The 18646-nt window shown below is 59.2% G+C and carries 12 protein-coding genes; 3 read left to right on the top strand and 9 right to left on the bottom strand.

The features are described 5' to 3' along the window. The first annotated feature begins 149 nt into the window (after positions 1-149). Together VMA09_17250 and VMA09_17245 are read left to right on the top strand one after the other, a co-directional pair. The gene (locus tag VMA09_17250; protein HUA35360.1) at positions 150-1418 is read left to right on the top strand and encodes a HAMP domain-containing sensor histidine kinase; all 1269 of its coding nucleotides are present in this window, start codon (positions 150-152) and stop codon (positions 1416-1418) included. Further along, a complete protein-coding gene (locus VMA09_17245) occupies positions 1402-1974 on the top strand; it encodes a response regulator (GenBank protein HUA35359.1) in 573 nt (190 codons plus the stop codon). The genes VMA09_17250 and VMA09_17245 overlap by 17 nt, the downstream gene beginning before the upstream one ends. On the opposite strand, the gene VMA09_17240 is transcribed toward VMA09_17245, so the two are convergent. From VMA09_17240 to VMA09_17200, 9 genes are all read right to left on the bottom strand, one after another. Continuing rightward, positions 1971-2498 (bottom strand): hypothetical protein, encoded by a 528-nt coding sequence (locus VMA09_17240; protein ID HUA35358.1) that lies wholly within the window; start codon positions 2496-2498, stop codon positions 1971-1973. The two genes, VMA09_17245 and VMA09_17240, sit on opposite strands and share 4 nt — an antisense overlap. Before the next feature lie 80 nt (positions 2499-2578). Next, positions 2579-3454: a DUF2950 domain-containing protein gene (locus VMA09_17235; protein ID HUA35357.1), complete on the bottom strand. Its 876-nt coding sequence runs from the start codon at positions 3452-3454 to the stop codon at positions 2579-2581. Between the two features lie 126 nt (positions 3455-3580). Next, the gene (locus tag VMA09_17230) at positions 3581-4942 is read right to left on the bottom strand and encodes a DUF3300 domain-containing protein (GenBank protein HUA35356.1); all 1362 of its coding nucleotides are present in this window, start codon (positions 4940-4942) and stop codon (positions 3581-3583) included. 146 nt (positions 4943-5088) lie between these two features. Further along, positions 5089-8280, bottom strand: coding sequence for an efflux RND transporter permease subunit (locus VMA09_17225; protein ID HUA35355.1), 3192 nt, complete (start codon positions 8278-8280; stop codon positions 5089-5091). 18 nt (positions 8281-8298) lie between these two features. Continuing rightward, on the bottom strand, positions 8299-11502 hold the full coding sequence (locus tag VMA09_17220; GenBank protein ID HUA35354.1) for an efflux RND transporter permease subunit: 3204 nt from the start codon (positions 11500-11502) through the stop codon (positions 8299-8301). A gap of 19 nt (positions 11503-11521) precedes the next feature. Then, on the bottom strand, positions 11522-12706 hold the full coding sequence (locus VMA09_17215) for an efflux RND transporter periplasmic adaptor subunit (GenBank protein ID HUA35353.1): 1185 nt from the start codon (positions 12704-12706) through the stop codon (positions 11522-11524). A 10-nt stretch (positions 12707-12716) separates the two neighbouring features. Then, the gene (locus tag VMA09_17210; protein ID HUA35352.1) at positions 12717-14309 is read right to left on the bottom strand and encodes an efflux transporter outer membrane subunit; all 1593 of its coding nucleotides are present in this window, start codon (positions 14307-14309) and stop codon (positions 12717-12719) included. Between the two features lie 184 nt (positions 14310-14493). Next, complete coding sequence (locus tag VMA09_17205; protein HUA35351.1) at positions 14494-15009, bottom strand: BON domain-containing protein; 516 nt, start codon at positions 15007-15009, stop codon at positions 14494-14496. A 2-nt stretch (positions 15010-15011) separates the two neighbouring features. Then, complete coding sequence (locus VMA09_17200) at positions 15012-15776, bottom strand: DUF3313 domain-containing protein (protein ID HUA35350.1); 765 nt, start codon at positions 15774-15776, stop codon at positions 15012-15014. A gap of 210 nt (positions 15777-15986) precedes the next feature. Between VMA09_17200 and aceE the strand changes: the two genes are divergently transcribed. After that, positions 15987-18644: a pyruvate dehydrogenase (acetyl-transferring), homodimeric type gene (aceE, locus tag VMA09_17195; protein ID HUA35349.1), complete on the top strand. Its 2658-nt coding sequence runs from the start codon at positions 15987-15989 to the stop codon at positions 18642-18644. Positions 18645-18646: the final 2 nt, after the last annotated feature.

Below are 18646 nucleotides of genomic sequence, written 5' to 3'. Positions count from 1 at the left end.
CCACGTGATGTATCGTTTTGCTTCGAGAACAAACGCCTCGGATCATGGCAGCTATATCGAAGTCCAAACCGATCAAGCGCGATGCAGGGTCGCGCCGCGCGCCGAGGAGCGATCGGTTTGAATCAGTGCTGTCGCACGCGCTCGCGGCGATGGCACGGGTGTCGGCCAATGAAATCGATCGCGAAGTGGAGCGCTGGCTTGGCGAGATTTGCCTGACGCTCGAACTCGATCGCGCTGCGATAATTTATCTCGGCCGCGGCGTAACGCATCGATGGAATAGGCCCGGTATCGCAGCCATACGTTACGGCACCGTCACAATGAAAATCTCGCCCTGGATCTCGATGCGTGTGCTCGAGGGCCGCGAGATGGTGTGGTCAAAGGGCATGCACCTGCCGAGGGAAGCGGCCGACTACGAGCGCTTCATGAAGGAAATGGGCCAGACTGCGCAGGTCGCGCTGCCATTTCGCGTCGGCGGAGTCACGGTCGGCGGCGTCACCTTCGGCAAGTTCCGCACCGGCTACCGCTGGCAGCCGCGAATCGTGCGGCAGTTGCGGCTCGTTGCTGAATTCCTGGGCCACCTGCTGCAGCGGCGTGACATCGAAATGCAACTCGAAAAAGTTCGCAGCGAGCTCACGCTCGCCTCGCGGCGCATGATGATGGGCGAGCTGGTCGCCTCGATTTCACACGAAGTCAACCAGCCGCTGGGAGCGATCCTGACCAACGCCCAAACGGCGCGGCGCATGCTAAGCGCCGATGTCCCAGCTATCCCGGACGTGATCCCTGCTCTTACAGACATCGTCGATGATGCCAGACGCGCGAGTGAGATCGTGCGCCGCGTGCGCGCGATGTTCAAGGGTGATGAGACCAGCAAGGCCACGCTTCAAGTCGACTCGCTGCTCGCCGAGTGCGAAGCGCTGCTTCGCAATGAGGCGGCGATCAGGCGGATTGAGCTCAAGGTCGCGGCCGACTCGAGCCTAGCCCCGATACTCGGCGACCGAATTCAGCTTCTGCAATGCGTGACGAACCTCGCGCTCAATGGCTTCGATTCGATCGCCGATGAACACCAAGGTCGCCGCGAGGTCACGATCACTGCGGCGAAGGCCGAGCCTGGCTATATCAACATCAGTGTTCGCGACAGCGGGGTGGGAATCGACACCGCGATAAGCGATCGCATCTTCGACGCCTTCGTGACCACCAAGCCTCAGGGGATGGGAATTGGCTTGCTGGTCGTGCGATCGATCGTCGAGGGTCACGGCGGTAGGATATGGGCGCAATCGGACCCGGGCGGCGGAGCGATTTTCACCTGCGCGCTTCCAGTCGTGCGCACGAACAACGGAGCAGGTTCAGCTTGGAGCGATGAGCGACCCAGTCAGAGTAGCGGTCATCGAAGACGACGTCTCGATGCGCCGAGCGCTTGAGCGGTTGCTGACATCGGCGGGATTCGAAGCCGCCGTGTACGAGTCGGCAGAGGATTTTCTGCGTACCATCGATCAGCGCCGCGTCGATTGTGTCGTCGCGGATGTGCAGCTTCCGCGGCTCGACGGCCTGGGGCTGCAGGCGCGACTAAAGGAACTCGCGCCTGATGCGGCGCTCGTCTTCGTCACGGGTCACGGCAATCTCGCCGTGGCGATGCGCGCGATGAAGCAGGGCGCCGTCGACTTTCTCGAAAAGCCTATCGACGATCAATCGCTGATCACGGCCATTCGCAATGGGACCGAGCGGTCACGCCGTCAGCACCAGCAACGCTCGCGCAAAATCGAGCTCGAAGCGCGTTTTAATCAACTGTCAAAACGCGAGCGCGAGGTCTTCGCACTCATCACGAAGGGGCTTCTGAACAAACAAGCGGGGTTCGAGTTAGGAACGACCGAACGAACGATTAAAGCTCATCGTGCGCGAGTGACTGAGAAAATGGGCGCTGACTCGCTCGCCGAGCTGGTCCGCATGGCCGAGGTACTCGGCATCCACGAGGACTAGCCAGCATCGCGCCGCGATACAGGTGGCGCGAGACTGTCCGCTGCAGCGCCATCTTCACTTCGCGACGCGGTCTTCGAAAAGAAGAGTTTCCACAATACTCCCTTGCCGACGTGCGAGCTGATCTCGTCGAGTGCAAAGTAGATTGCGAATACAATTCCCACGGCGAGCGCAACCGCGAGGACGCGATACATATTATTCTGTATCTCGGCGGGTTGTGCCTGAGCGATACCGCCATGACGCCACGAATCGAATGCCCGCTCCACTCTCGTCACGAGAATAAATGACAGAGCATAGACCGTGGCCTTCGCCGTCACGGGAATGATTCGCGGATACGATTTGAAACTTCGCGCCACCGGAGTTTTATCGAGGATAAGCACGACTTTCGCCGCGATCAGCGCGCCGACCAGCGCTCGCGATAAGGTAACCGTTTCAATCGAATACTGCTCGAGCATCAGCTTCACGATCAGCAGTACGATTACGAAGCCAATGAAGAAGAACGAGGCGATTGGAAGCGCCTCGTTCAACTCGCGGCCTAGCCACCTTAGAAATCGCATTGGATCAGCGTTGCTGCGAATCCCGGATTAGCTGAACGATATTTTGATACTCAGTCGCCATATTCCGGAACCGGTGTCCATGATTTGTCAGGACTGAAATCCTTAATCTGACTTGCGAGCGCGACCGTGTTCTTGCCGAGATCCTTTTGCAGCACGACGCCGTCCTCATTGACCTGGAAAGTCATCACGCCAGTTGATCGATAGTCAGACGGATATGCGAGGAAGGCAAATCCCTTAATCATTTTTCCATCGACGATATAGTTTTCGGGTCCGCCTGGCGCACTGACTCCCTGGCTGGTCAATAACCTGTAAAGGTAGCCGTGAAAGGGTTTCGTCTTGCCACTCGATGGTCCATAGCCGGCCGCTGTGGCTTCCGCCACCAATGGCCCAATCGGGCTCTCAGGTTCGCCCACCGCCGCTTTCCAGTAGAGACCGTCGTGGGTACCCGGGGTGCTCATTATCTGTTGAGCGTAGAGCTTTCCGCCTCCCTGCGCATCGGCATATTGTTTTTGCGCATCGACTAGTGTTCGCAGCGCTGCGATAGTAAATAGCTCGTTGCTGCCGATGCGGCGAAAGAGGAGTTCCTTGAGACCGGCCGGTGTGTCGAATTCCCATCCCTCGCCGCGTTTCACGATTGGAATAGGAAATGGCCAATTCTCAGCGCCGATATACAGAATTACCTGGTTGTCGGTGTTGTACGCGAGGCGATGCATCCGATCGTAGCCCGCGATGAACTGCTCGCGTCCCGCCTTGTCGGCGACCGGATCGCCGGACGAGATCGCTTCTTTCGCGTCAGGTCCCAGGATTTCATTCGCTGCGGCAGCATTTGAGTTCTTCGCCGCCGCGATCAACGCATCGACGGCCGCCTGCGGAGTAGGAAAGGAGTCTTGCGCAGCCCGGGCAACGGTCGCTAATCCAAATGCCACGCTCGCTATGAGTATCGCTACGGAGATCCGCCGCCGGATCTGAATAGTGAAATTTGAACGCTCACCTATATTCATGCTCAACATGTTCGTCTTCCTCATCGGTCGTCCAGGTCGGTGTTCCGTGGTTTAGCGGAATCGGCCGGAACGACCACCACCTCCACCGCCGCCCCAACCGCCACCGCCCCAACGGCCGGTGTTGCCCGAATAACTATCTCTGCCGCGCGAGCTGCTGGCTTGCGTGAAGCCGCCCGGCTGCTGCTTGCCCATGTTGCCCCATGACGAGCGGTCGGGATTGCTGTTCTGATCGTGGTAGCCGCGAAACGCATTGTTATTCCAGTTCGAGTTAGGCGTTCGCTCGTTGTTCGCATACCGCGATTCATTTTGATTCATAGGCCGGTTCTGATTCTGAAACTGGTTCTGCTGCGATACCGGTTTATTCCAGTCGCCGTAAGAGTTGTACTGCTTCGGCATCGTCGGCTCATGATAAGAGCCGTAGGGATTGTTTTTGGCGTAGGGCGAATTGTACGGCCGCGGATAGGCATTGTTCCCGTAGTACGGATGGTTATAGCCATTCGGCGGTCGATAGCCATATCCGGATCGGCTCGGATATACGTTGCTGTTCGAGACGTAAACGTTCTTGTTATACACGACGTTGCCGCCGTGCCAGTTGCATCCCCAGTTATTTGACGACGAACCGATCATGTCGCCGACCAGCATGCCGACGCCAAACGACATCATGCTCGCCATCATCAGGTCGGCGCCGCTGTAGCCGGGCGGCGCCGCCATCGGCTGCCCATACGCGGTTGTGGGATTGTAGCTCGGTACATATACGACTTGCGGCTGCGTGGGTTCGATGATGATCGTCTGCGATGAGCCATTGGGCTGGGTCACGACGGTCGTGCCGGATTGCGCTACGATGGTCGTCGAGCTCGTGCCGGTGGCCGGCGGCGGACTCGGCTCGACCTTCACAGTCTGCTGCGGCCCCGACTTGAGATTGCCCGATTTCAACGCCATGTTGCGCAGCGTCTGAATCGCGCTCATCACATCGGTTGGTTGATTGTAGTAAGCTTGGCCGAGCGCCGATGTCCACGACAGATTCTGATTCAGATTGTCGAGCACCGGCGCATACTGGCAGAGCGACTTGACGCTCGGATCCCACGGCTGCTGACTGACCGCATCCGTCAGCGCCTTGCCCTTGAGATTTTTGTTTTGCTGAAGCCAGCGATCCGCCTCGACGATCTGCGTCGGATAAGTCGACGCGGCCAGAATCTGCGCCACCAGTATGTCGGGGTAGAGCGCGATCGGCGAAACGAGCTGTTCGAGCTGCTGCTGCGTAGCCTTGCCAGGCGCGGGACCGGGCATGTCGCTGTTGGCAGGCGGCGGTGGCGCGGAAACCGCCGGCGTCGCCATCGGGCTGTCGGCAAGTGCGACCGCCGTTTGCTGGATCGTATCTATCGTCAACGCAAACAACCCAGCGCTGATAGTCACGATAAGGGCTCGCAGTTTGAATTCAGAGACGCGGTTTAGAATCATACTTTTTCCTCATTCATCAACAAGCCGCTACTGGTTCGATCACAAAGCGTGAAGCGCTTATCCGTCGATGTAAATTGTACCTTCGTACACGTCTTCCGAGTTCATGATTTTACCGGCGCCGCTGCGGACTGGGGCTTCGCGGGTTCAGGCTGCTCGCCGCCCCCGACACGCTGCACTGCGATATAAAAGACCGGCACGAACGGAATGGCCAGGAGCGTCGAGGCCAGCATGCCGCCGAAAACCACAGTGCCCAGCGACTGCTGGCTCGCCGAGCCGGCGCCCGACGCGGTCAAAAGGGGAACCACACCCAGGATGAACGCCGTGGAAGTCATCAGAATGGGCCGGAAGCGCCGCCGCGCGGCTTCGACCGCCGCATTAACCACCGACATTTCCGAGCGCAGCTCGCGCGCGAACTCGACGATAAGAATCGCATTCTTCGCGGCCAGCGCGATCATCAGCACTAGTCCGATCTGCGTATACAGATCGACTGGGAATTTGCGAATGAACAACGCGACGATAATCCCAACCAGTGCCATCGGGACAGTGAGTATTACGGCGGCGGGGTCCGTCCAGCTCTCATATTGTGCGGCGAGGACCAGGAACACGAGCGTGATCGAAAGCGCGAAGATGAAATAAGCCTGGTTGCCGATCAGCTTTTCCTGGTAGGAGAGCCCGGTCCATTCGTAGTCCATCGATTGCGGCAGTACCTGGCCGGCGAAACCTTCCATGATGCTGAGCGCCTGGCCGGAACTGTAGGTCGGCATCGGAATGCCGGTGATCGATGCGGCGGGGTAAAGATTGTAGCGCGTGTCGAGTTCAGACCCGAGCACGCGATGCACATCCAGCACCGCGCCGAGCGGGACCATCTGCTGATCTCTGTTGGCGACGTAAAGCTCGCCGATGTCGCGTAGCTTGATGCGATAGTCGGCGCCTGCCTGCAGGCGGACCTGGAAGCTCTGGTTGAATTGATTGAACTGGTTGACGTAACTCGATCCGAGGTAGGTCTGGAGCGTCTTGAATACGTCATTGATGGTGACACCCAGCGAGCGCGCCATCACCCGATTTATGTCGAGATAGATTTGCGGACTGTTGGCGCTGAAGGTCGTGAAGCCGGTACGCAGGAATCCTTGCTGCTTCTGAGCGCGACCGAGAATCTGCATGACCGCCTTTTGCAATTCCTGTAACCCGTTGGTGCCGCGGTCCTCGACCATCATTTGGAAGCCAAACGCATTACCTAGTCCAGGAATAGGCGAAGGAGGCAGCACGCGCACCGCCGCCGCCCGCACTGCTGCCATCTTATGCTGGAGCTCGATTAAAATCTTTTCCTGGGTGAACCCGGGCGGCCGCTTGTCCCAGTCCTGGTAGATCGTGAATACAGTAATGACGCTGGACAGCTTTGCGCTGTCCATTGCCGAATATCCCCCGATCGTCACCCAACCCTTGATCCCTTCCGAGGTCTTGAGGATCGAGCTGATTTGATCGGACACTTTGCGCACGCGAGGCTGCGACGAACCCGCCGGTAATTGCGCAATAACAATGCAATACCCCTGGTCCTCGAGCGGCATCAGGGCGGTCGGATAAACAGAGAAAGCGGCGGCCGCAAGTCCGACGAGTGAGAAGAACGCCAGGATCATTTTGGCCGGATGGTTTACCATCCAGCGCACGATTGTTATGTAGTGCTCCTCGACCTTTTCGTAGCCGCGATTGAATCCGCGATAGAACCAGTTCTTCGTTTTGCCCTTCGGAATCGGCCGCAAGTAGAGGGCGCACTGCGTTGGCTTCAAGGTCAGCGCGTTGAGCGCGCTGATCATCGCCGTCGCCGCGATAACCAGCGCGAACTGGCGAAACATCTGCCCGGTGATGCCCGGCAGAAACGAGGCCGGCAAAAACACCGAGGTCAGTACTAGCGTGATTCCAAGCACCGGGCCGGTCAGCTCGCCCATCGCTTTGATCGCGGCATCCTTGGGCGTAAGTCCAGTCTCTATATAATGAGACGCGTTCTCGACGATCACGATCGCATCGTCAACCACGATGCCGATCGCGAGAATCAAAGCGAACAGCGTCATCAGGTTGACTGTGAAGCCGAGCAAAGCCATCGCAGCGAACGCGCCGATGATAGTCACTGGAACCGTGGTCGCCGGCACGAGCATCGCGCGGAAATTCTGCAGAAAAAGAATAATGACGATCAGAACCAGCACGCCGGCTTCGATTAGCGTCTGATACACCGCGCTGATCGATTCGTTAATAAAGATCGTCGTGTCGTAGAGCGAAGTGTATTTGAGACCCTGCGGAAACGTTTTGCTCATCTGCGCCATCAGATCCCGGGTCTCCTGGGCGACTTCGAGTGCGTTGGCGCCAGGGAGTGCGAAGACGGCGATATGCGCGGCTCTCTTGCCGCTCAAAGTTGAGAATACGGTGTAAACCTGCTGACTAAGATCGACGCGCGCAATGTCCTTAATCCGAACGACCGAGGCGGTGACGATATCCGCAGAGCTCTCCTTTGCGCCACTTCGCAGAGTCGACGGCGGGACACTCTTGATGATGATATTGCCGAACTGTTCGGTAGTGGTAAGGCGGCCGAGGGTATTTACCGTAAATTGAAATATCTGGTTCCCAGGAGCGGGCGGACCGCCGATCGTGCCGGCGGCGACCTGCACGTTCTGCGATTCAACCGCGTGTTCGACATCGAGCGCCGTGAGGCCGTAGGCCTTGAGCTTGTCGGGCTGAAGCCACACGCGCATGCTGTACGGTCCGGCCCCGAACACTGTTACCTCGCCGATACCGGGCAGTCGCGCGATAGGATCCTGCAAATTGATGATCGCGTAGTTACTGAGAAAAGCCTCGTCGAATCGATTATCGTCTGAGTAGAGGCTTTCGATCAGCAGTATATTGGTGCTGACCTTCTTTACATTGACGCCCTGTGAACGGACGGTCTGCGGTAATTGTGGGAGCGCGGTATTAACGGAGTTCTGCACCAGGGCGAGCGCGGAATTGAGATCGGTGCCGATCGAAAAAGTGACGGTGAGGGTGTAGCTGCCGTCGCTTCCCGAGGTTGACTGCATGTAGATCGAGTTTTCGACCCCATTCACCGCGGCCTCGATTGGAATGCCGACGGTGTTGGCGACGACGTCGGCGCTCGCGCCGAAGTAGGAGGTCGTGACCTGGATCGTCGGCGGCACGATTTGCGGATACTGCGCTATGGGCAGGTTGTATAGGCAGATCGCACCGAGCAGGATTGTGACTATCGCGATCACGTTCGCGAAAATCGGCCGCTCGATGAAGAATTTGCTCATTCGTCGACAGGCGCGTCGTCAATCGGCGACCTTATGCGTTGCGCTCTCGACGGCCGCCGGTTCGCTCGTCTTGCCGCCACTCAGGAGCTCACTGACGCCTTCCATCACGATGTAGAACACCGGTACGAACGGAATCGCCAGCATCGTCGAAGCCAGCATCCCGCCGAAAACCACTGTGCCCAGCGACTGCTGACTCGCCGCACCGGCGCCGCTCGCGGTCAGCAGGGGAACGGTACCGAGGATGAAAGCGATCGAAGTCATCATGATCGGTCGGAAGCGCCGATGCGCAGCTTCGACGGCCGCATCGACCGGAGACATTCCCCCGGCCTTGAGTTCGCGCGCGAATTCGACGACGAGGATCGCATTCTTCGCGGCCAGCGCGATCATCAGGACCAGACCGATCTGAGTATAGAGATCGCTCGCAAACCGTCTGACGATTAAAGCTGCGACGATACCAACAAGCGCCATCGGCACAGTGAGTATGACCGCAGCCGGGTCGGTCCAGCTTTCGTATTGCGCGGCGAGAACCAAAAATACCAATGTGATGGAGAGCGCAAATATAAAGTACGCTTGACTGCCAGTCAGCCGCTCCTGGTAGGCGAGCCCGGTCCAGTCATATGCCATGCCCATCGGCATGTTTGCCTTCGCCGTGTCTTCCATTGCGTCAAGCGCCTGTCCCGAGCTGTAGCCGGGGGCAGGTGAGCCGATGACCGGAACGGCGGGATACAAGTTGTACCGGGTCAGCAGCTCCGACCCGAGCACGCGATGAACGTCGAGCAGCGCGCCAAGCGGAACCATCTGTCCATCTTTGTTCTGGGCGTAGAGATTGCCTATATCCGAGATCTGTTTCCGATAGTCAGCCTCGGCCTGGAGCCTGACCTGGAAACTCTGGTTGAATTTGTTGAACTGGTTGACATAAGTCGAGCCGAGGTAGGTTTGAAGAGTCGAAAATACGTCGTTGATCGTAACGCCGAGCGATTCGGCCATCGTCCGGTTGATATCCAGTTCGAGCTGAGGACTGTTGGCGCTGAAAGTCGTGGTGACGCCGCGCAGTCCGGGATCCTCATTGGCTTTGGCGATTATGCGTTGCGCGGCTTGCTGGAGTTCGCGCAGGCCGAGACTCGCGCGGTCTTCCACCAGCATTTCGAATCCGCCGGATTGCCCCAGACCGGGAATCGGTGGTGGGATGACGACGGTAAAGGTCGCTTTATGGATCGACCGGAACCTTTCGCGAAGATCAGCGACGATATCTGCCTGACTCAGATCATTGGGGCGTTTATCCCAGTCCTCGTACATTGCATAGACAGTAATGACGTTGGAGAGGTTCGCGGAATCGAGAACTGAGAATCCACCGCTCGTGATCCAGCCCTTGATGCCAGGGGTTTGCTTGAGGATGCCGTCGATTGAGACGGAAAGGTCACGCATCCGCGGCTGCGAGGCGCCCTGCGGCAGCCGGGCGACCACGAGGCAGTATCCCTGGTCTTCGGTGGGCAGGAAGGCGGTGGGATGATGTGCGAAGAGGGCGGCGGCGCAGAACACTATGCCGAAGAACAGCAGCGCCATCTGCTTGGTGCGATTCGCCATCCATCGCACGATGGATACGTAGCGCGTCTCGATCGCGCCATAGACGGTATTAAAGCCGCGAAATAGCCAGTTGACTTTCTTGTCCTTCGGCACGGGCTTCAAGTAGAGCGCGCACTGAGTAGGGCTCAAAGTAAGAGCGCCCATCGCGCTGATAATCGCGGTTGACGCGATAACGAGCGCGAACTGACGAAACATCTGGCCCGTGATCCCGGGCAGAAACGACGCCGGGAGAAAGACCGACGTAAGCACGAGCGTGATCCCCATCACGGGACCGGTCAGCTCGCCCATCGCCTTGATCGCCGCGTCTTTTGGCGCAATGCCCGTTTCTATGTAGTGCGAAGTGTTTTCAACTATGACGATAGCGTCATCGACGACAATGCCGATGGCGAGAATCAGCGCAAACAGCGTCATCAGGTTGACGGTAAATCCCAGCAGCGCCATCGCCGCGAAGGCGCCGATGATCGTGACCGGCACGGTGGTCGCCGGCACCAGCATCGCGCGGAAATTCTGCAGGAACATTATGATGACGATCAGAACCAGGATGCCGGCTTCGATCAGGGCGGAATAGACGCCGCTGATCGAGTCTTTGATAAAAGTCGAAGTGTCGAGCAGCGCGGTATATTTCAGTCCCTGCGGAAACTTGCGGCTCATCTGGTCCATCAAGGAGCGCACTTCCTGTGCGACCTTGAGGGCGTTGGCGCCAGGCAAGGTGTAGACGTTGAGCTGAGCGGCTCTTTTGCCCGACAAGCCCGAGAACGTCGAGTAAACCTCCTGGCTTAACTCGACCTTGGCGACATCCTTAATCCGGACTACGGCCGCGGTTTGACCGACCTCCTCAGTGATCTGGCTTTGCGTCTCGAGCGTCGTGGGCGGATGCGCCTTGATTACTATGTTCTCGAATTCGCTGACATCGGACAGGCGCCCCAACGTATTAACGGTAAACTGGAATATCTGGCTCGAAGCCACCGGCGGACCGCCGAGCTGTCCCGCCGCGACCTGGATGTTTTGATTCTTGATTGCCTGCTGCACGTCCAAAACAGTCAGGCCGTAGGCCTTGAGCTTCAGCGGATCGAGCCAGATGCGCATGCTGTAGGGGCCGGCGCCGAGGACCTGGACCTGGCCGACGCCGGGCAGACGCGCAATTGGATTTTGCAGGTTGATGATCGCGTAGTTACTGAGGAAAGTTTCGTCGAAGCGATTGTCATCGCTATATAGACTTCCGATGAGTAGTACATTGGTGCTGACTTTCTGGACGCTGACGCCCTGAGTCTGTACTGCCTCGGGCAACTGCGAAAGGGCGCCATTGACGGCATTTTGAACCAGCGCAATTGCCGAATTCAGGTCCGTGCCGACGGCAAAAGTGACTGTGAGGATGTAGGTGCCGTCGCTGCCGCTCGTCGACTGCATATAGATCGAGCCTTCGACGCCGTTGACGCCTTGCTCGATCGGGATACCTACAGTAGTGGCGACGACCTGGGCGCTCGCGCCAGGGTAGTTGGTGCTGACCTGAATCGTCGGCGGGACGATTTGCGGATATTGCGAAATTGGCAGGGTGTAGAGGCAGACCGCGCCGAGCAGGATCGTCACGATCGCGATAACGTTCGCCAGAATTGGGCGCTCGATGAAAAACTTCGACATTCAGCGCCTCGGCGACTGCCTAATGAGCGGCCGCATCCGGCGTCGAGCCGGTGGCGGCGCTCGCTTGCTGCGGATTAACCTCGTGACCCGGAATTGCCTGGAGGAGACCTTCGACAATTACCTTGTCGTCGGGCTTAAGACCTTCCTCGATAACCAGCCGGTCGCCGACCTGCGCGCCCGTCTTGACGGTCCGTCGCTCGACTATATTTTTGCTGTCGACGACGAGTACATACTCACCTTGCTGGTCAAAGCTGACGGCATCGCCCGGGACCAGCAGCGCGTCGCGCTTTTCCTGGGCAGGAACTCGCACCCGAACGAAAAGACCGGGAAGCACGTCGAGCTCCTTGTTCGGAAATATCGCTCGCAGCTGGAGCGTGCCCGTGGTCGGCGCGACGCTGATCGAGGCGAAATCGAGACGCCCTTCGCGCGGATAGCCAGACTCGTTCAGCAGACCGAAGTAAGCGGGAATTTGTTGGGCGGTCACGCGCGAGGCATTGCGGCCGTGATTTATGGCTATGATGCGCAGAAGGTCGCGCTCGGAAATAGTGAAATAGACATACATCGGATCGATTCGATTGATTTCGGCAAGTACGGTCGTCTTGCCCGGGGAACCAACGAGATTGCCCGGATCGACCAGATGGCGGCCCATCCGTCCGTCGAAGGGCGCCGTCACCGAAGTGTAGTCGAGGTTGAGATCGGCAATTACCACTTGAGCCTCTGCGCTCTTGAGATTGGCGTCCGCGGTATCCTTCTCATAGTGCCAGTGATCGACTTCGGTCTGCGTGGCGGCATCCTGCTTGAGCAATCTGGTGTAGCGGGCAAGTTCGGTGGTTGCGTGCCAGAGCGCGGCCTTCTGCGCTTCGACCTGGGACTTGGCCTGCTGCAATTGCGCGATGTACTGAGCTTGCTGAATCGTGAAGAGCAGGGCGCCCTTTTTTACGGTCGCGCCGTCGATGAAATGGATTTTATCCAGATATCCTTCGACGCGCGCGACCAGTGATACTGAATCGGTGGCGACGGTGTTGCCGGTAAATTCCAGATAATCAGTAACCGACTGAGTTTCGGGCGTAGCCACCGTTACCTCTGGTGGCGCCGACTCGTTCTCGGGCTTCTTGCCGCAACCTGAGACGAGCAGGGCGAACGAAGCTGCCGCGATGAGCGCCCAGGTCGCTGCGGCCGTTCGGAATTTTCTTTCTGCTTGCATCAATTTCTCATTACTCAGGTAACTGAACCGGGAACCGTTCATCCTTTGGCGAGGGAAGTCCCGGCGCCTTGGGCTTCATCAGATCCGGCGTAAGGAGCCGCCCCCAGTACGTACGATTCGCCATTTCGTTTTGCGTGGCACGCGGGACGAAATCATTACCATCGCGAATCTGCCATCCGCCGCCCATCGCGCGATAGGTTGCGACCAGCCCTTGCGGTACCGCCCCTTCGGCCTGAGCAAGCGCGTTCTGCGCGGCGAGCAGATTCTGCTCAGCCAGCAGGACCGCGGTGAAATCGAGGGTGCCTTCCCGATACTGAATCGTGACGATATTGAGCGCGCCCTCCGCCGCCTTGACGCTGTATTTGAGGTAGCCAACCGCCTCGCGTGACTCGACGTATGCTGACAATCCGTTTTCAACGTCTTTTTGCGCGACGAGTACCGCGTTCTGATAGTCAATTAGTAATTCCTGGTACTTGGCGTCCTGGACGCGGACATTATTGGTAATCTGCCCGTAGTTGAGCAGGTTCCATTGCACTTGAGGTCCGACCGAGTAGGCAAGGCTGGCGCCGTTGAAGACGCTCTCCAGACCGCGTCCGACATTGGTGCCAACGGTGCTGACGTTGCCGAAGAGCGTGAAGGCCGGCAGCAAATCCGCCTTGGCGACCCCGATTTGTGCGCATTGCGCGGCGGCCTGCAATTCGGCCTCGCGCAGGTCGGGGCGGCGGCGCAGCAGATCGGCGGGAATTCCGACGCTGACCGAGTCCGGTGCGACAGGGATGCCCTTGGAATTCGCGAGCAGTTGGTCGAGACTTCCCGGCGGCATCCCGAGCAACACGGCGAGCGCGTTCTTCGATTGCTGAAGCTGGGCAGTCAATTGCGGGATGCTGGCTTCGGTCTGCCCCAGCACGTTTTCGGCTTGATAGACATCGCGCCCGGTGACGACGCCGGCATCGTGACGGGCGATTACAATTTTCAGGATGCCCTTCTGGCGTTCGACATTTTCTTTGGCGATCGCGACCTGTTTGGCGAGCGTTTCAACCTGAATATAGGTCGCGGCCACGTCGCCGGTGAGAGTGACCAGAGCATCGTCATAGGTGGCTACGGAGGCGAGGAAAGCATCATCGGCCGATTGGATGTTGCGCCGCAACTTGCCCCACACATCGATCTCCCATGAAGCCTGGGCGCCAAACGAATCCGTCCAGTAGGTATTGCTGAGGAGGTTGTAGGGGATCGCGATCGGGATTCGATTGTATGAAACCCCCGCGGTTATAAATTGCTGCTGCGGGTAGAATTCACCGATCGCGAGTCCCAACTGCGCGCGCGATTCGAGAACCCGGACCCCGGCCGTTCGAAGCGTGAGGTTTTGCGCGTACGCGATCTGGATCAGGTGCGATAGAACCGCATCGTTAAAGACATTCCACCAGTCAGCATATTCTTCGCTATTGGTGTTCACCGAAGCGTCGCCGACTTCGTTCCATTGTTGGGCGAGCGGCGCAGGCGGGCGTTTGTAATTCGGCCCGATCATGCATCCCACGCCGCCCAACGCGATGACCGTGATCAGCACGGTCAGGACGAACGCTCTGGTATCGTATCCTGCCGCCAAGCGATGACGGCGCTGACGACTCTCTGAATCTGAGCGGACTCGCGATTTCAATCTGTGTGCCTGACCGAGCCGACGTTGCATAGCCGCGCCGATTGTCGCCGCGGCCGGGCGTCCGAGACTGGATAGCACACCCATAAGCTGATTAGAAGGTGATTTCCTTCGTCCAGGTCACATTGGGCGACAGCTAAAAAATCGAGCCCGGCACCACGCGCATGAAGTTGACAACCTGCAAGTTCGACACGGAACTAACCGTCCGTATTGCTCGTTGCTCCTCGCCCGGGCTCGACACTGTGCCGGATAGGTAGGCCTGGTTGGCGATTACGCGCACCTGCACGCTGTTGAAACCATTGAGCAACAAGGTGTCATTGATGCGTGATTCCTGCTCGAGCCACTTGCCCGTCGAAGTCCGCAAGGTGTTGACAACCTTATGCACCCCGCGCACGCCGCGTGCCGTCGATTCTGCGAGATCGCGATCTTTGTCGTTGAAGACGGTGCCGTAGAGAACGACGACTCCGGGCGAGACGACATAGCATGAGGCGCCGTTGAGGTTGGTATTGGCGGCGAGTGCGTATTGCACTCGGTTCATGAGCACGGTGCTGGCGTCGGCACGAGCCGCGCGCGGTATCGCGAGCGCTAGGGCGATTGCGAATGCCGCAACAGACAACCGCGCGAAAATTGTCGAACTGCTATTTCGATTCATGATCATTGCGCCGCCGCGGGACTTGCTGCCGGCGAGGGTGAGGCCGCGCCGCCCGTGCGCAGTTGCTCGAGGCGCGCGGCGGTCTTCTGCGCCCACAGGTTCATGGCGTTTTCGGCATCACCCCATTGCCATTGCGCTGCCGAGCTGAGCGCGGTGCCGCCTTCGCGCTGATCGAGCGCCGCGCCCAGCAGCTCGCCGTTTTGCGCATCGGTCACCTTCCAGCCTGCTTCCGCGGATCCGACGAACGCGTAACTGCCAGTCGCGAGTGATTGCAGCGAGTTGACCAGCCGGATTTGCGGGACGACCAGCGACACGGAGCGCATCACGGGCGTCGCCGCCTTGGCATTGATGAGCGCGACCTGGACCACGATCACCCCCGGCCCACCCTGGTCGACCAGCGTGAAGTCCGTTTGCAGGTTCTCTTTCAACTCATTGTAGAAATAGGCCGTCAACATGTGTTGATCGGAAGGGGAGACGCTCGAATTCTCGCCGTCCCAAAACTCGACCGGCTCGAGCATCACCTTGTCGTACGAGCTCCACTTCGCGTCAGGATTGACGTACCCCAGCGCCGCCTGTCCCTCCTGCCCGGGTTTGAGCAGCGAATACTGAGCGCCGAAGAAGCCGTTGCCGGTCGGCAGCGCGGGCGTCTCGCCCTCCATCCGCTGCATGACGTTGGGCCCCGGTTTGGAGGTTTCCGAGCATCCGCTGGCGAGGACGGCCGCGAGTATCGAGCACACCACCAGACAAGTTGCCTTGCGAGCCTTCATCCAATACTCCGCACCGAGTTGGTTGCGGAATCACGGTAGGTTTGTCTCAAGTTTGCCGCAATTGCACTTTGGTACTAGGAGCCGCGCCGGACGCGGACCCGGGGTGGGTTTTGAGGCTTAGTTTCGGTACGCTCGAAAGAGGAGCCGCGGCGCGGAGACTCCGCGATCGCGGCAAGTCTGAACGCAGCGGAATCATGCAGTCGGATGCCGATGGAAACAATTCAGGATATTGATCCCGAGGAAACTGGCGAATGGCTCGAATCGCTCGAAGCGTTGATTGACGCCGAGGGAATCGACCGCGCTCACTTTCTGCTTCAAAATTTGATCACAACGGCGCGCTCGCGCGGCGCCTTTTTGCCGTACAACGCCAACACGCCGTATCTCAATACGATCCCGGCGGAACGGCAGCCGCCATATCCCGGCGATCGCGAAATCGAGCGGCGCATCAACGCGATCATCCGCTGGAACGCGGTCGCGATGGTGGTGCGGGCGAACAAGGAGAGCTCCGAACTGGGCGGGCATATCGCCAGCTTCCAGTCGGCGGCGACGCTGTATGACGTCGGTTTTTCGCACTTCTGGCGCTCCCCTACAGAAAGTAATGAAGGCGACCTGCTCTACATCCAGGGACATTCGTCGCCGGGGATTTACTCGCGCGCATTTCTCGAGGGCCGCCTGAGCGAGGAGCAGGTCCTCAACTTCCGGCGCGAGGTCGATGGCAAGGGACTGTCGTCCTATCCGCATCCGTGGCTGATGCCGGATTTCTGGCGCTTCCCGACGGTGTCGATGGGCCTCGGCCCGATCATGGCGATCTACCAGGCGCGCTTCATGAAGTATCTCGAAGGGCGCGGCCTCGCGCAGCCGAGCAATCGGCACGTGTGGGCCTTCATGGGCGACGGCGAGATGGACGAGCCTGAGGCGCTTGGTGCGACCTCGCTCGCGGCGCGCGAGAAACTCGACAACCTGATCTTCGTCGTCAACTGCAACCTCCAGCGCCTCGACGGACCGGTGCGCGGCAACGGCAAGATCATCCAGGAGCTCGAAGCCGGTTTCCGTGGTGTAGGATGGAACGTCATCAAGGTAATCTGGGGCAGCAACTGGGATCCTCTGCTTGCCAACGACAAGGTCGGCGTTCTGCGCAAGCGCATGGAAGAATGCGTTGACGGTGAGTACCAGGCCTTCAAATCGCGTGACGGCGCTTATGTGCGCAAGGAGTTTTTCAGCAAGTATCCGGAGCTCGCCGAGATGGTCGCCGGCATGACCGACGAGGAAGTCTGGCAGCTCCGCCGCGGCGGTCACGATCCGATCAAGGTTTATGCCGCGTACGATGCCGCCGTGCATCACCAAGGGCAGCCCACCGTTATCCTCGCCAAGACCATCAAGGGCTATGGCATGGGCGCGGCGGGCGAGGGAATGAACATCACCCATCAGCAGAAGAAGATGGGACTGCCCGAGCTCAAGGCGTTTCGCGATCGCTTCAAGATTCCGATTACCGACGAGCAAATCGCCGACGTGCCGCTCTACCGGCCCGCTGAAGACAGTATCGAGATGCAGTATCTGCGCGAGCGGCGCGCCGCGCTCGGCGGCAGCCTGCCAACGCGGCGGCGCAAGTCGTACTCGCTGCCAGTCCCGCAGCTCGAGGCGTTCGAGCTGCAGCTCAAAGACAGCGAGGATCGCGAAATCTCGACCACGATGGCGTTCGTGCGAATCCTGGCCGAGCTCTTGCGCGACAAGGAACTCGGCAAGCGAATCGTGCCGATCGTGCCGGACGAATCGCGCACCTTCGGCATGGAGGGGATGTTCCGGCAGCTCGGGATCTTCTCGCAGGTCGGACAACTCTACAAACCGGAGGATTCGGGCCAGCTCATGTTCTATCGCGAGTACCAGCACGGCCAGATCCTGCAGGAAGGCATCTGCGAGGCGGGCGCGATGTCCTCATGGATTGCCGGCGCGAGCTCGTACTCGATGCACAACCTGCCGATGATCCCGTTCTACATCTTCTACTCGATGTTCGGCTTTCAGCGAATCGGCGATCTGGCGTGGGCGGGCGGCGACTCGCGATGCCGCGGATTCCTGCTCGGCGGCACTTCCGGGCGCACCACGCTCAACGGCGAAGGTCTCCAGCATGCCGACGGCCACAGCCACGTGATCGCCTCGACGATTCCCAACTGCGTCGCCTACGATCCGACTTTCGCCTATGAGCTCGCGGTGATCATCCACGATGGCCTGCGGCGGATGCTCGCGGAACAGGAAGATATTTTTTATTACATCACGTTGATGAACGAGAATTATCATCACCCCGCGATGCCGCCCGGGGCCGAGGAAAGCATCCTAAAGGGCATGTATCTCTTCCGCGACGGCAGCAACGGCAAGGCGCCGCGCGTGCAGCTCATGGGCTCGGGAACGATCCTGCGCGAAGTGATCGCGGCGGCCGATCTGCTGCACGACGATTTCGGCATTGCCGCCGATATCTGGAGCGTGCCGAGCTTCACCGAGCTTAGACGCGAAGGAATCGAGACCGAGCGCTGGAACATGCTGCACCCGAGCCAGAAGCAGCGGCGCAGCTATGTCGAGACTTGCCTCATCGATCGTCCCGGTCCCGTGGTCGCGGCGTCGGATTATATCCGCACCTTCGCCGACCAGGTGCGGCCCTACGTGCCGCGCCGCTACAAGGTGCTTGGCACCGACGGCTTCGGCCGCAGCGACTATCGCAAGCGCCTGCGCAACTTCTTCGAGGTCGATCGCTACTACGTTGCGCTCGCGGCACTGAAAGCGCTCGCCGACGACGAGCAGATCCCGGCCGCGCGCGTCGCCGACGCGATCAAGAAGTACGAAATCGATCCTGAAAAGCCCAACCCTGCGACGGTGTGATG

The sequence above is a fragment of the Candidatus Binataceae bacterium genome, from assembly GCA_035508495.1.
Lineage (GTDB): Bacteria > Desulfobacterota > Binatia > Binatales > Binataceae > JASHPB01.
This window is presented reverse-complemented; position numbering and strand designations above follow the sequence as displayed.

Excerpts from the sequence above, each read along its gene's own strand:
- VMA09_17250 (HUA35360.1), top strand. The coding sequence starts at position 150 with ATGGCACGGGTGTCGGCCAATGAAATCGATCGCGAAGTGGAGCGCTGG.
- VMA09_17245 (HUA35359.1), top strand. The coding sequence starts at position 1,402 with ATGCGCCGAGCGCTTGAGCGGTTGCTGACATCGGCGGGATTCGAAGCC.
- VMA09_17225 (HUA35355.1), bottom strand. The coding sequence starts at position 8,280 with ATGAGCAAATTCTTCATCGAGCGGCCGATTTTCGCGAACGTGATCGCG.
- VMA09_17220 (HUA35354.1), bottom strand. The coding sequence starts at position 11,502 with ATGTCGAAGTTTTTCATCGAGCGCCCAATTCTGGCGAACGTTATCGCG.
- VMA09_17215 (HUA35353.1), bottom strand. The coding sequence starts at position 12,706 with ATGCAAGCAGAAAGAAAATTCCGAACGGCCGCAGCGACCTGGGCGCTC.
- VMA09_17205 (HUA35351.1), bottom strand. The coding sequence starts at position 15,009 with ATGAATCGAAATAGCAGTTCGACAATTTTCGCGCGGTTGTCTGTTGCG.
- VMA09_17200 (HUA35350.1), bottom strand. The coding sequence starts at position 15,776 with ATGAAGGCTCGCAAGGCAACTTGTCTGGTGGTGTGCTCGATACTCGCG.
- aceE (HUA35349.1), top strand. The coding sequence starts at position 15,987 with ATGGAAACAATTCAGGATATTGATCCCGAGGAAACTGGCGAATGGCTC.